This window comes from Variovorax sp. N23, assembly GCF_025486315.1.
GTDB lineage: Bacteria > Pseudomonadota > Gammaproteobacteria > Burkholderiales > Burkholderiaceae_C > Variovorax.
The window spans coordinates 172,206-185,139 of sequence record NZ_JAOOPY010000011.1 but is presented as its reverse complement, the minus strand read 5'-3'; the positions used below and the strand labels follow the sequence as shown (position 1 = coordinate 185,139).

Below are 12,934 nucleotides of genomic sequence, written 5' to 3'. Positions count from 1 at the left end.
TACTCGATGATTTCCTTGATCGCCAGGATGCCGATGGCGAACATCTCGCCGGCCAGCATGAAGGTCAGGTATTGCAGAGGTTCGGGGGGCGCGGCCATCGCGGCCATCGTCGTGGCCATGCCCCGGCTCTGGATTGCAGCAGTGTTCATCGGGCGTCCCTTCAGTAGTGAGCGAAGTGGCTCTCGTCCACGCTGGCCAGGTCCGTACCGGCCAGCGCCAGGCCCGGGCCGCTGCTCTTGCGCACTGCCACCACGGGCTTGGGCGCCTTGGCCACGGCGCTCTTCGCCGGCTTGCGTGCCCGCGACGTCGCAGCCGCACCGGCCAGCTTGAAGAAGCTCATGGTGCGCTGCAGCTGTTCGGCTTGGCTGCTCATCTCCTCGGCCGTGGCCGCCAGCTCTTCCGAGCTCGTCGCGTTCTGCTGCGTGGTCTGGCTCAGCTGGCTGACCGCCGCGTTGATCTGGCCCACGCCCGAGGACTGTTCCTCGCTCGCCGCCGTGATCTCCTGCACCAGGTCGGAGGTCTTGTTGATGCTCGGCACCATCGCGTCGAGCAGCTTGCCCGCACGCTCGGCCAGCTCCACGCTCGACGTGGCCACGGTCCCGATCTCCTGGGCCGCCACCTGGCTGCGCTCGGCCAGCTTGCGCACCTCGGCCGCCACCACCGCGAAGCCCTTGCCGTGTTCGCCGGCGCGTGCCGCCTCGATGGCCGCATTGAGCGCCAGCAGGTTCGTCTGGTAGGCGATGTCGTCGATGATGTTGATCTTCTGGGCGATCTGCTTCATCGCCACCACCGTCGCCTTGACGGCTTCGCCGCCTTCGCTGGCTTCGGCCGCCGCCTTGGTCGCCATGCTGTCGGTGATCTTCGCGTTCTCGGTGTTCTGCGAGATGGACGCGGTCATCTGCTCCATCGACGCGCTCGTCTCTTCGACGCCGGCGGCCTGCTCGCTGGAGGCCTGGCTCAGCGACTGCGCCGTTGCGCTCACCTCTTCGGAGGCACCCGCCAGCGATTCGGCACCGCCGTTGACTTCGGCCACCACCTGCGAGAGTTGCTTGACCATGTTCTGCATCGCCTGCAGCAGCTGGCCGGTCTCGTCACGTGCCGTGGTCTCGACCGCCACGGTCAGGTCGCCCTCGGCCAGCCGGTTGGCGGCATCGACGGCGCGGGCCAACGGCCGCGTCACGCTGCGGCTGATGATGTAGCCCAGCCCGATGCCGATCAGCACGCCGCCGCAGATCACGCCCAGCATCAGGCGAAGCCCGCTCTGGTACAGCGTGGTGGTCTCGTCGGCCGCCGCCTTGGCGCGCGCTTCCTTCTGCTGGGTCAGCTCGCCCAGGTACTCGTCCAGCGTGTTGGCCTTGGCGCGCACGCTCTCCAGGGACTGGCTCAGCAACTCGTCGCGGTCGGCCAGCTTCTTGGCGCTCGCCATCGTCAGCGCCTGCTTCATCTCGCGCTCATAGTCGCTCGACACCTTGTCGAACTGCGAGAACAGGTCCTTGGCCCGGTCCGACGTGAACAGCGGGCGGCCCTTGCCGATGTTGGACTTGAGCGACTCGATGCTCTTGGCAATCGACGCCAGATGCTTGGACCGCTCGTCTTCCGAGGTGGCCAGCAGGAAGTTGCTGCGCGCACGACCGATCGAGATCAGGTCGATGTTGGCCTCCTTGATGTAGGACAGCCCCATCAACTCCATGGCGTACATGTCGTCCGCCTTTTCGTTCATCTTCGAGGCGTTCGAGATGCCGATGGCGCCGACGATGGCGCTGATACCTGCGACGATCAGGAAACCGGCGATCAGCCGCACCCCGATCTTCATATTTGAGAACATGGCGATACGTCCTTGGTGAGGTTTCAGGAAAAGGAAGGGTTGCCGGGCCGTTCGGCCAGCTTCGTGCTTTGCGTCTGCCGAAGCAGCATGGGCACGTCGAGAATGAGCGCGACCTCGCCGCTGCCCAGGATGCTGGAGCCGCTGATGCCCTCGAGGTGCGCGAACATCGGTGCCATCGGCTTGATGACGGTCTGCGCCTCGCCGAGCAGCCGGTCCACGATCAGGCCGAAGCGCTGCGCCCCCTGCTTGACGACGACGATGCTCTGGCGCGCGCTGGGCGCGCCAGACACCTTGAACAATTTGCGCAGCCGGATGAAGGGCAGCACCTGGCCGCGCAGTTCGGCGTAGTCGTGGCCCGTGTCCATCGTGAACTCCACGCACTCCTCGATCACCTCCAGCGGCAGCACGAACACGGCGTTGCCGACCGTGACCTGGAAGCCGTTGATGATGGCCAGCGTCAGCGGCAGGCGCACCGTGACCGTCGCGCCTTCACCCGGCCGGCTGTCGATGCCGACCACGCCGCGCAGCGCGGTGATGTTGCGTTTGACCACGTCCATGCCGACACCGCGGCCCGACAGGTTGGTCACCTGTTCTGCCGTGGAGAAGCCCGGCTCGAAGATCAGCCCGTAGATCTCGGGGTCGCTCAGCTGCTTGCCCGGCTCGATCAGCCCGCGCTCCACGGCCTTGGCCAGGATGCGGTCGCGCGAGAGCCCGCCGCCGTCGTCGCTCACCTCGATCACGATGCTGCCGGAGTCGTGGTACGCATTGAGCGTGACCGTGCCACGCGCGGGCTTGCCGCGCTCCGCACGCAGCGCCGCGTTCTCGATGCCGTGGTCCATGCTGTTGCGCACCAGGTGCGTCAGCGGGTCGGCGATCTTCTCGACCACCGTCTTGTCGAGCTCGGTGTCTTCGCCGTGGATTTCCAGCGCGATGTCCTTGCCGATCTCGCGCGAGACGTCGTGCACCACGCGCTTGAAGCGGCTGAAGGTCGCGCCGATCTTCACCATGCGCAGTTGCAGCGCGCTGTCGCGCACCTCCTGCACCAGGCTCACCAGCGTCGAATGCGCCTCCTGAAGGGCGGTGTTCTGCAGGTGATGCCCTGCCACGCTGGCGGTCGCCGACGCGGTGATCAGTTCGCCGACGAGGTCGACCAGGCGGTCGAGCTTGTCGGCATCGACGCGCACCGATTGCGTTTCGCCGGCCTTCGCGTCCTTGGCGGCGCGCTGACGCGGCGCCGCCGCTTCGGCACTCGCGCCAGCGGCTGGGGCCTCGGCGACGGGCGACCTGTCCGACGGCGAAGCGGCCGTCGTGCCGGTCAGCGCCGCGTCGAGCACGGCCTGCGTGAGGCTGCGGCAATGCACCAGGATCTCGCCCATCTCCTGCGCCCCCTCGTCGCCGAGCAGATCGAGGTAGTCGGCCACCGGGCTTCCCGGCGGCACGATGCGCACGGCGCAGTCGTCCTGAACGAACTCGAAGGCGCCTTCGATGGCCGCGCGGTCCGCCGTGCTCTGCAATGCGAGCTCGAAACCCAGGTAGCACGACTCGGCATCCATCTCGGCCAGCGCCGGCAGCGCATCCGGCACGGTGGCGATGGCGGTGACGGTGCCCAGCTTCTTCAGGTAGCGCAGGAAGGACAGCGGGTCCATGCCGTTGCGCAGCACGTCCGGGCCGAAGCGCAGCGAGATGTGCCAATGGGCCGGGTCGGCTTCGACGCCGGTGGACGCCGTCGCCACGGGCGACGATGCCGCCTCCGGCGCAGGGGTCGGCTCGCTGCCGAGATGCCGATGCAGTTGCACCAGCAGCGGTGCGGCGCGTGCCTTCATGTCGTCGCCGGCCTCGGTGTGGCCCGCGGCCGCGGCGTCGACCAGGCTGCCGACGTGGTCGCCGCAGGCCAGCAGCAGCGTAACCATCGCATCGTCCATCGGCAGCGCACCGGCGCGCACCTTGTCGAGCACGCTCTCGGCCACGTGGGCGAACTCCACGATGAAGTCGAGCCCGAACAGGCCGGCCGACCCCTTGATGGTGTGGGCCGCCCGAAAGATCGCGTTGACCGAGTCGGAGGGGTCTTCCTCCTGCAGCACGCCGAGCAGCGCGGTGTCCATGTCTTCGAGCAGTTCCCTGCACTCGACGAAGAAGGTCTGGAGCGCTTCGTCCATGTTCATGCGGGCTCTCCCTGCGGCGAGGCCGCCGTCGCGATGTCGAAGAAGGATGCGAGGTCGAACAGTTCGATCACGTCGCGCACGGCGTCGCTCGGCGCGCGGAGCGTCACGGTGCGGCCGCTGGCCCGGGCCGCGCGGTGCGTGGCCATCAGGAGCTGCACGCCGGCACTGTCGAGTTCGGTCACGCCGGCCAGGTCGATGTCCAGGCCCTCGGGCGCGTCGGCGAGCGCGGCGACCAGGCGCGTCTGCAGTTCCGCTGCGCCATAGATGGTCAGCTCGCCCTCGAGCGCGAGCGCGGCGCGGGCGCCTTGGGGCGACCGTGCGGCGCTCATGGCAGCACCAGCTTCTCGACCGCCGCCAGCAGCATCGCCGGCTGGAACGGCTTGACCACCCAGGCCTTGGCACCGGCCGCCTGGCCTTCGCGCTTCTTGGCTTCCTGGCTTTCGGTGGTGAGCATGATCACCGGCGTGAAGCGGTAGGCCGGCATGGCCTTCACGTTCTTCACGAAGGTGATGCCGTCCATGTTGGGCATGTTCACGTCGCTGACGATCAGATGCACCTTCTGGCCGGTGAGCTTGGTCAGCGCATCCTGGCCGTCGCGGCCCTCGATGACGTCGTACCCGGCGCCCTTGAGCGCGATACCGACGACCTGGCGCACCGAAGCGGAGTCGTCGACGATCAGGATGGTCTTTGCCATGGGAGTCCTCTAGAAGAAAGTGATCTCGTTCTGCGGGGCCGGGGCCGATGCCTTGGCACCGCCCGGGCCTTGATGGATGTCACGCTCGCTGGCCATCGCATAGGTGGCCTCGAGTTCCTTCAGCAGGCCCGCGGCCTCCAGCGGTTGCAGGTCGCCGTCGCGCTCGCAGGCATCGCAGTGGTCCTGCACCACGTTGGGCATGCGCGTGATGTTGTCGCGCACATGCGCCAGCACCTGGCTCACGCGGTCCTGGAACTGGAGCTGAACCAGGGCGTCGTTGACCTCGGCCTGGATGCCCACGCTCTCTTGGCGCAGGAAGGCGGCCGAATCGGCCAGCGAGCCGGTCAGGCCCTGGAACTGCGCGAGCACGTCGCGGATGCGCGTCTCCGAGGCGGAGACGACCTGCTGTTCCTGCGAGCGTGTCACCTCGGCCACGCTGCGCACGTCATCGATGGCGGTACGGATCGCACCGGTCTTGCTGGCGATGAGCCGGCCGGTCTCGCCGGACGCTCGCGACAGCGCGCGCACCTCCTGCGCCACCTGCGAGAAGCCGCGACCGCTCTCGCCCGCATGCGCCGCCTCGATGGCCGCGTTGATGGCCAGCAGGTTGGTCTGCTGCGCCAGCCGCGACACACCGTCGGCCATTTCGTGGAGTTCGCCGACGAAGATCTGCAGCCCCTGCACCTTGTCGAGCATCTGCGCCTTGCTCCGCATGGCGTCGCGCAGCGAGGCGACCACGGCCTGGAGTTGCTCCTGGCTGTCCGCATAGAGGGCGGCGGCGGCGGCGTCCGAGGTATTGCCCCCGCCGCTGCCGGATTCCGACAGCATCTGCCCGAGCTTCTGCACGATGGCCGCAAAGCGCTCGCTCAACGCCGCGATGGCGATCTCCATCTGGCTGCGCGAGGCCTCGATCTGGCCGGACCAGACCGGTGCCACGTCGGCGCTGAAGGCCAGATGCCCCATGAAGTAGCGCCGCAGCGCCTCGTCGGCCGACTGCTGCGCCTTCACGGCGAACCAGCCCGCCCCCGCGCCCAGGCCGGTCAGCACCACGAAGCAGGCTGCGCCGGCAAGGCTCGCCGACGACAGGAACAGACAGGCCGCGCCGCCGAGCACGCCCACCGCGGGCGCAGCGAGAAACTGCGCGTTCTTCCGGTTCAGCATCGAGTTCAGGTTCATGTCGGGGTCCAGGAATGCGCACACGCCGGGTCCATGGGTCAACGGCCACAGCGGCCGCGGACGCGTGCGTCAGTCACCCTTCTATGTCGGCGTGCAAGGCGTCACCGAAGAGGGCACGAGTGACGAAATAGAGGACTTATCCGGCCAACATCGCCCAATTGACCGAGGGCTCGTCTCACTAGCATCGGAGCCATGGAGTCTTCCCACCCCGCCCTTGCGTTGCACGCCGCCTCCGGTGGCGCTGCCGCTGCCTGCGAGCTCGGGCACCGCGCCGACATCGCGCCGGTGGTGCTGCGATCGCTGGTGGCGCACGCACGAGCGCGCGGGAAAGACCCGTCCGGCCTCCTGCGCGGCCTGGGCTTCGACCTGGCCGATCTGGACTCGCCCGTGATGCAGGTGTCATATCGGCAGTGCGCCGAGGCCATCCGACGCGCGCTCGTCCTGCTGCCGAACCCCCACCTGGGACTGGAGATCGGCGAGGCGCTGAACGTCGTGTCGCTCGGTAAGGTCGGCCTGGGGATGATGGCGAGCGAGAACCTGCAACGGATGCTCGAATTCCTCATCGCGTTCCCGCGCCCGGCCGGCTGCCTGCTGTCGCTGCACGGCGAATCGACCGGGACGCACTTGCGCATCGTGGCCCAGCCGCTGTTCCACGACCCGCAATTGCAGCGCTTCCTGATCACCTACACCCTGGCGTCGCTGGCGTCGCTGGCGCGCCAGATCGTCGGCCCGGCCTGCCGCCCGCTGTCGATCGAGCTGACGTTGCCGCGGCCGGCCGCCACGGCGGCCTACGAGCAGGCCTTCGGACAGACGCCGCAGTTCGAGCGGCCGGCCAACCGGCTGGTCTTTGCCGCGAACGCGCACCCCCTGCCCTTCGCGGAGCCCTCGGTGGCCCGCGCGATGCAGGAGGCGTTGCAGGAGGCCCGATCGGACTCCCCCGTTCAGGAGATCGGCGCGGCCGTGACCCAGATCATCCGCCGGCACCACGGCGCGCCGCCGCCGCTGGCGCAGGTGGCCCGCGCCCTGAACATGAGCGAGCGCTCGTTGCGCCGCCGGTTGTGCGAGGAAGGGCTGAGCTTCCGGGGGCTGGTGGCCGAAGACCGGCGCATCCGCACGCTGAACCTCGTGACGCAGTCGGACGCGTCCCTGACGCAGGTGGCGTCGCGCTCGGGCTACACCAACGCGCGCAGCCTGCGGCGAGCCGTCAACCGGTGGACGGGCGTCGGGCCGTCCAGCCTGCGCAAGACGGCGCAGCGGCCGGACTGAACGCCCGGCCCCGCGCCGCGCGCGTCAGGCGGGCCGGCGAATGCGCGCCTCGAAGGGCCTCACCACTTGTCGTCGCTCTTGGACGGCGTGGCAGGTGTGGCCGAGGGCGCAGCCGCCGGGCGCGCCTGGGCTGGCCGTTGTGCCGGCACGGCCGGCGGTACCGCGGTGCCTCCCGCTGCCGCGACCGCTTCGGCGGGCTGCGCCTTGGCGACCGCCCCGCCCTTGAGTTCGGCACGCAGTTGCAGGCCGCCTTGAGGCAACTGCTCCAGGTTCGAACGCACGTTCTCCAGCCGGCCATAGGACAGATTCGGCGTCACGCGTTCGATCACCAGTTCGCAGCACGGCGACTCGACGCGGCCGAGGCTCTGGCCCGTCTGCGGGTCTTTCATCTCGGCACCCATCGTGACCATCGCGTAGCGCGCGCCCTCCTTGAGCGCCTGGCCGCCCTGGCTGAGCACCACATTGGTTCCGTCACGTGAGACGACCGTCACCGGGAAGGTCCGCCGCAGCACCGAGGTCACGACCTGGTTGACCAGGTCCGTGCTCATGTCCTCCAGCACCTTGCCGCCGTCCACGCCGCGCCCGAGCGTGGTGGCCTCGGTCGAGGGCGCGTTCCCGCGCAGCGAGTCCGACGCCATCACCTGCCGTGTCGCCACGTTCACCAGCTTCTCGGTCAGCGCCCATCCGCCGGAATAGCTCACCAGCTCGCGGTCGCTCGTCTTGAGCTGGCGCGCATGCCGGTTGTAGGCCAGGTTGCTCACCCGGCCGCTCCAGACCAGGTCCGCGCTCGCGGCCTGCGAGAGCTTGGCGAGCTCCGCGCTGGGCGCCTGGCCCGACGAGATCATGTCGAGTTCGCCCTGGATGTCGGGGCTGAATTCCCGGTCGAGCACCGCGAAGCGCCCCGTCTGCACCAGCGCGTCGCTGATGCGCTGGCGCAGGGTCGCGCCGACTTCCGCCGACGGCACCGAGCGATCGCCCATCGGAAGGCTGGCACTGTCGAAGCGGATCTGGCCGATGACCAGCTTGACCTTCTGCATCTCCGCCGAGGGCTGGAACTTCGCGATCCGGGCTTCGATGGTCGCCTTGTACTGCTTGCCGCCAAGCACGCCAGGCTCCTTCATCTCGACCAGCTTGAAGTTCTGGATGACACCGCCGGAGCGCTGCGTCACCGCATCGGCAAATGCGCTGCCGCGCAGCGAGGCCGCGTCCTGGCCGAGGCTGACGTCGAGCCCGAACTTGACGCTCACGCTGGCGGACTGCACCGCAGCGCCGTTCACCTGAAGAATGGCCAGCTTCATGGCTTCCGCCACCGCTTCGCCGGCCGATGCGCCATAGCCTTGTGCCGTGGTCTGCACATTCGCGAGCTTGCCCACATCGGGCGCTGGCGCCGCGACGCTCATCGGAGCCGGCGCGGGCGCCGCTTTTTCAGGTTCGGCCTTGTTGCAGGCAGCCAGCAGCACCGCCGAAGCAACGGCGGTCATACAGAGGAGTGGACGCATGAGGGGTCAGCCGATGTTCAAAGGGCCTTGAGCGCGTCGTTGGCGTCGGTCGGCACCGGAATGTCCTGGCTCTGCGCGAACGCGATCGCGTTCTGCAGCGCACCGCCGACGTTGGACATCGAACCCGGGAAGTTGGAGACGATGTAGACCGCGGACTGGAGCTTCGGCAGTTGCATCGGCGAGGCGCTCTTCAGGCTCGAACCCATGGTGGACACGTTCTTGCCCACGGCGACCAGTTTGGTGGTGCCGGTGCCCAGGAGGATCAGGCCCTTCGAATACAGCGCCTTCGAGTTCGCGTCCAGCACCGGCTTCTTCGCCATTTCGGCAGCCACGGCGCTGGTCGATGCAGCGACCGCCTTGTTCGACTCTTCGAGCGAATCCTTGGTGGCACCTTCGGTCAGCGAGGCGGAGGTCGCAGCGGAGGTGGCCGCCGCCGTCTTCAGGCCCAGCGCCTCGGCCATCAGGCTGTTGGCATTCAGCACGTCCTTGTTCGCAGCCACATAGCCGCGCACCAGCGAATCCTGTTGACCGGTGAGGTCACCGGCCGATGCGCCGCCCCCGCCGACCAGGCCCTTCATGCCGGACACGGAGGGCATGGAAAACTGAGCCTGCGCTGCGGTGCTGGCACCGAGCGCGAGGATGGCGGAAGCGATGGCGATCTGAAGCTTGTTCATTGTTGTGTCTTTCGAGAGGTATGCGAATGGCTTTGGAAGATGGAAGGCGGGCCTGGCTTACTGGATGCCCTTGGCCGTCAGCTGGCTGGTGAGCTCCCGCGCGGCGTTGTTCGCCGCCTGCGTGAGCGCGCTGCCGCGTGCGGTCGATTCGTCGGGGCCGACGCCGGCGTACTGCACCGGGCCGACGGCCGCCTGCGTGGACGGGATGAGCTTGGACACGTTGTAGACCTTGGCATTGACGGTCACGCCGACGCGCACCAGGCCCGTGGCCGGGTCCTTGCCGGCCGGGGCGATGTCCAGCGTGCCGAGTGCGACGTAGGGCACGCCCGCCGTCCGCATGCCGGCGGCGATGGATTGCAGGGTGGCCGACTTCAGGTCGTTGCCGGTCTGGTAGTCCTCTTCGACCTTGGCCACCGAAAAGCGGCCGCCGGTGGCCGGCTCGGCCATGCCCGCTTCGATGACCTCGAAGCCGGCGCGGGCGAACATGCCGGTGAAGACGACGTTCAGGTTGGCGCTCGGGTAGAGGCGGTAGGTGGCCTCGCTCGCACGCGTGACCGTGCTGCCACCCGTCTCGATGCTGCGGGTGCGGTTGGCGGAGAAGTCGGCCGTCGCCGAGGTCGACTCGTTGGTGCTGATCTGGCTACCGCGGATCGACTCGCCCTCGGTGCCCTTGGCACTGGTCGCGCCGCGTGCATTGACGCTGACGTTCTGGTCGACGCGCTTGTAGACGCGGTCGTCGAAGGACTTGACCGAGGCCACCTCGCGCGAGACGAAGACGAAGACCAGCTGCGATTTCTCCGCCGCCCCCGCCTTGGCGACGGCGGAGTTCGACTTCACCAGATTTCGCAGGTTGGCCACGTTCAGCGACACGCGGACGGCGACGGTGTACTGGCGCTTGTCGGGCGTGTCTTCTTCGCCGAGCACGGTGGTTTCCAGGATGTAGCGGTCCGGGTTCGCCAGGATCTTGTCGCGCACCACGTCGAAGTTCTCGCTCTCCGACTCGCCAGCTTCGGCGTAGTAGAACTCGATGGCCTTGAGCTGCGCCGACTGCGTGGCCTTGGCCTTGTCGTCGGCCGACACCGACCGGCCTTGGTAGGTGACCGACGCCTTGCCGCGGGCCTGCTGGACCTGGGCCACCGAAGCGACAGCGAAGCACGCCAGGACGACGGCCATGAGTGAGCGAGTTATTTGCATTGGGACATCAGGAGGTTGGTTTTCAGGATCTGCGCTTCGATGTCGGGTGCCGCGGCCGCAGCCTTCACCCAACCCATGTCTTTGGTAGCAACTGCCGTCGCCAGCCGCGTGAACAGGCCGTTCCACGAGTCGTAGTACGCCGGGAAGTCGTCGACGTAGGTCTGCGTGGCGGGGACGACCTTGGTCTCGCCGTTCTTCAGCGCCGTGTTGAGGTAGGCCGTGCCCATCAACGGCTGCTCGATCTTCATCGTCGCGTAGGTGCCGTAGACGAAGCTGTCGCCGGCCGCGACGGAACCGAACTTCACCTTCTTGATGCCGGTGAGGTCCACCGAGATCGTGTAGTCGGGCTCGGGCAGCTTCAAGGTGAAGACGGTGCCGTCGGACACGCGCATGGCGAACACGTTGCCCACGGCGTAGCCTTGCGAATAGGGAATCAGCGGAACGCCGGCGCGGGTCGAGATCGCCTCGCTCACCATGTCCGCGGCCCACGTCTCGGCCATGCCCGGTTCGCTCTTGAGGTACGGCGGCAAGCTGGCCATCACGCTCGGGTCGAGGGTGACCTTGGACACCTTGAGCAAGCGCGGCACCTGCGCCGGGAGCGTCGCGCCCGCCAGCACATTGGCGTAGCGCGCGAAGATCCCCGGCTTGTTCGCGGCACCTTCGTACACCGCCTGCACCCGCGCGAGGATTTCGGCCTTGGTCGGGTCACGATCGAAGACGTCGATGTACGCGAAGCTCAGCGGATACGAGCGGACGACGGTCATGGTCTTGAAGTCGAAGAACAGGGCCTGTGCCCGGATCAGCACGAACAGCTTGCGCAGGCTGCCGAAGTGCTCGACCGACACAGTCTCCGAATTCACCACCAGCGAGGTCACGATCGCCTGGTCGCGGCCCTTGAGCTCGTCGATCATGCCGGGCACGACGGTGAGGTTACGCGGCGGCGCGGCGGCGATGCTGTCCTGGATGCGTGCATAGGCCCGGACGCCTGCCTGCTCGAGCCCCTTCTCGTACGCACGGGAGTATGGAAAGCGCTGATCCAGGCTGGCGGCGTCGCCCGAGAACGCCAGGCCGGCCAAGGTAACCTGTGCCTGCTGCGCCTGCGCAGTGGCCGACAGAAAAAAGACGTGCGCCGAGAGCACGCCCGCCACCATGGCGCGTACGAAAAAACTCAAGAGATCCCCTCGTCGGACGAGCTCAGCGGCTCGCCTCCTGTTGCACGCGGCATGGTGGGCCGAGTCGGCCCGCCTGCCTCGCTATTTGTTACTTCGAATTCACGAACGTTTCCAAATGTACAGAATCAAGGGGGTGCGCCGACCAGCAGCGCCTCAGGCCAGCGCCGGCGCGTCGTCCTTCGCCAGGCTGTCGAGCGGCCAGCGCGGCTTGACGTCGAAGGCGTAGACCTCGGTCGCTTCCTGCAGACCGGCCTGCAGCCGCATGGCGGCGGCCATCGCGATCATGGCGCCGTTGTCGGTGCACAGGTGCAGTTCCGGGTAGTGCACCCGCACGCCGCGCTGCGCGCAGGCGGCGTCGAGCTGCTGGCGCAGCATCCGGTTGGCGCCGACGCCGCCGGCCACCACCAGGCGCTTCAGGCCGGTCGCGGCCAGCGCCGACAGGCTCTTCTTCAGCAGCACCTCGACGATGGCGGCCTGCGTGGACGCCGCCAGGTCGGCCTTGCGCGCCTCGAGCTGGTCGCCGAGCTTCTTGGCCTGGGTGAGCACCGCGGTCTTGAGGCCGGCGAAGGAGAAGTCGAGGTCGCCGCTGTGCAGCAGCGGGCGCGGCAGCTTGAAGGCGGCGGGGTCGCCCTGCTCCGCCAGCTTGGCCAGCCACGGTCCGCCGGGGTACGGCAGGCCCATCAGCTTGGCGGACTTGTCGAAGGCCTCGCCCGCGGCGTCGTCGATGGTTTCGCCCAGGATCTCGTAGCGCCCGACACCATCGACCCGCATGAGCTGGGTGTGGCCGCCCGACACGAGCAGCGCCACGAAGGGAAATTCGGGCGGATCTGCACTGAGGAAGGGCGACAGCAGGTGCCCTTCGAGGTGGTGCACGCCCAGCACCGGCTTGCCCAGCGCCGCGCCGAGCGCGCAGGCCACGCCAGCGCCCACCAGCAGCGCGCCCGCGAGGCCGGGGCCCCGGGTGTAGGCCACGACATCGACGTCGGCCAGCCGCTTGCCGGCCTCGTCGAACACCGTCTGCGCGAGCGGCAGCACGCGGCGGATGTGGTCGCGGCTGGCGAGTTCGGGCACCACGCCGCCGTAGGCCTGGTGCATGGCGATCTGGCTGTGCAGTGCGTGCGCGGCCAGCCGCGGCACGGCCGCGCCCTGCCATTCGACCAGCGCCACGCCGGTTTCGTCGCACGACGATTCGATTCCCAATACGAGCATGGCCGCGAGTGTAGGATGCGCGCGCTTGCGGGGCATGGATGTTGCTGCATGCCCCTTCACCCC

At 68.2% G+C, this 12,934-nt stretch carries 11 protein-coding genes; 1 reads left to right on the top strand and 10 read right to left on the bottom strand.

Going from position 1 to position 12,934, the window contains the following annotated elements; genetic code table 11:
• Nucleotides 1-160 precede the first annotated feature (160 nt).
• Genes N8A90_RS17505 through N8A90_RS17485 form a run of 5 tightly spaced genes read right to left on the bottom strand, consistent with a single transcriptional unit; the run spans nucleotide 161 to nucleotide 5,857 of the window.
• Nucleotides 161-1,825: a methyl-accepting chemotaxis protein gene (locus N8A90_RS17505; RefSeq protein WP_262076254.1), complete on the bottom strand. Its 1,665-nt coding sequence runs from the start codon at nucleotides 1,823-1,825 to the stop codon at nucleotides 161-163.
• 23 nt (nucleotides 1,826-1,848) lie between these two features.
• Nucleotides 1,849-3,987 carry a chemotaxis protein CheA gene (locus N8A90_RS17500; protein WP_262076253.1) on the bottom strand — a complete coding sequence of 713 codons (2,139 nt, stop codon included), beginning with the start codon at nucleotides 3,985-3,987 and terminating at the stop codon, nucleotides 1,849-1,851.
• Nucleotides 3,984-4,316: a lipid asymmetry maintenance protein MlaB gene (locus tag N8A90_RS17495; protein ID WP_262076252.1), complete on the bottom strand. Its 333-nt coding sequence runs from the start codon at nucleotides 4,314-4,316 to the stop codon at nucleotides 3,984-3,986. Before N8A90_RS17495 ends, N8A90_RS17500 begins: the two co-directional genes overlap by 4 nt.
• Nucleotides 4,313-4,681: a response regulator gene (locus N8A90_RS17490; RefSeq protein WP_262076251.1), complete on the bottom strand. Its 369-nt coding sequence runs from the start codon at nucleotides 4,679-4,681 to the stop codon at nucleotides 4,313-4,315. The genes N8A90_RS17495 and N8A90_RS17490 overlap by 4 nt, the downstream gene beginning before the upstream one ends.
• Nucleotides 4,682-4,690: 9 nt before the next feature.
• Nucleotides 4,691-5,857, bottom strand: a complete 1,167-nt coding sequence (locus tag N8A90_RS17485) for a methyl-accepting chemotaxis protein (RefSeq protein ID WP_262076250.1) — start codon at nucleotides 5,855-5,857, stop codon at nucleotides 4,691-4,693.
• A gap of 192 nt (nucleotides 5,858-6,049) precedes the next feature.
• On the opposite strand from N8A90_RS17485, the gene N8A90_RS17480 reads away from it, so the two are divergent.
• A complete protein-coding gene (locus N8A90_RS17480; protein WP_262076249.1) occupies nucleotides 6,050-7,123 on the top strand; it encodes an AraC family transcriptional regulator in 1,074 nt (357 codons plus the stop codon).
• Nucleotides 7,124-7,182: 59 nt separating this feature from the next.
• Here the strand turns inward: N8A90_RS17480 and N8A90_RS17475 are convergent, their stop codons facing one another.
• From N8A90_RS17475 to tsaD, 5 genes are all read right to left on the bottom strand, one after another.
• Nucleotides 7,183-8,604 carry a CsgG/HfaB family protein gene (locus N8A90_RS17475; RefSeq protein WP_262076248.1) on the bottom strand — a complete coding sequence of 474 codons (1,422 nt, stop codon included), beginning with the start codon at nucleotides 8,602-8,604 and terminating at the stop codon, nucleotides 7,183-7,185.
• A gap of 35 nt (nucleotides 8,605-8,639) precedes the next feature.
• Nucleotides 8,640-9,296, bottom strand: coding sequence for a hypothetical protein (locus tag N8A90_RS17470; protein WP_262076247.1), 657 nt, complete (start codon nucleotides 9,294-9,296; stop codon nucleotides 8,640-8,642).
• Nucleotides 9,297-9,353: 57 nt separating this feature from the next.
• Nucleotides 9,354-10,469: a hypothetical protein gene (locus N8A90_RS17465; protein ID WP_262076246.1), complete on the bottom strand. Its 1,116-nt coding sequence runs from the start codon at nucleotides 10,467-10,469 to the stop codon at nucleotides 9,354-9,356.
• Nucleotides 10,470-10,480: 11 nt separating this feature from the next.
• Nucleotides 10,481-11,662, bottom strand: coding sequence for a hypothetical protein (locus N8A90_RS17460; RefSeq protein ID WP_262076245.1), 1,182 nt, complete (start codon nucleotides 11,660-11,662; stop codon nucleotides 10,481-10,483).
• Nucleotides 11,663-11,815: 153 nt separating this feature from the next.
• Nucleotides 11,816-12,871: a tRNA (adenosine(37)-N6)-threonylcarbamoyltransferase complex transferase subunit TsaD gene (gene tsaD, locus N8A90_RS17455; protein WP_262076244.1), complete on the bottom strand. Its 1,056-nt coding sequence runs from the start codon at nucleotides 12,869-12,871 to the stop codon at nucleotides 11,816-11,818.
• Nucleotides 12,872-12,934 lie beyond the last annotated feature (63 nt).

Bases quoted from the DNA above. Each gene is read 5' to 3' on its own strand.
- N8A90_RS17505 (WP_262076254.1), bottom strand. From the start codon at position 1,825: ATGTTCTCAAATATGAAGATCGGGGTGCGGCTGATCGCCGGTTTCCTG.
- N8A90_RS17500 (WP_262076253.1), bottom strand. From the start codon at position 3,987: ATGAACATGGACGAAGCGCTCCAGACCTTCTTCGTCGAGTGCAGGGAA.
- N8A90_RS17495 (WP_262076252.1), bottom strand. From the start codon at position 4,316: ATGAGCGCCGCACGGTCGCCCCAAGGCGCCCGCGCCGCGCTCGCGCTC.
- N8A90_RS17490 (WP_262076251.1), bottom strand. From the start codon at position 4,681: ATGGCAAAGACCATCCTGATCGTCGACGACTCCGCTTCGGTGCGCCAG.
- N8A90_RS17485 (WP_262076250.1), bottom strand. From the start codon at position 5,857: ATGAACCTGAACTCGATGCTGAACCGGAAGAACGCGCAGTTTCTCGCT.
- N8A90_RS17480 (WP_262076249.1), top strand. From the start codon at position 6,050: ATGGAGTCTTCCCACCCCGCCCTTGCGTTGCACGCCGCCTCCGGTGGC.
- N8A90_RS17475 (WP_262076248.1), bottom strand. From the start codon at position 8,604: ATGACCGCCGTTGCTTCGGCGGTGCTGCTGGCTGCCTGCAACAAGGCC.
- N8A90_RS17470 (WP_262076247.1), bottom strand. From the start codon at position 9,296: ATGAACAAGCTTCAGATCGCCATCGCTTCCGCCATCCTCGCGCTCGGT.
- N8A90_RS17465 (WP_262076246.1), bottom strand. From the start codon at position 10,469: ATGGCCGTCGTCCTGGCGTGCTTCGCTGTCGCTTCGGTGGCCCAGGTC.
- tsaD (WP_262076244.1), bottom strand. From the start codon at position 12,871: ATGCTCGTATTGGGAATCGAATCGTCGTGCGACGAAACCGGCGTGGCG.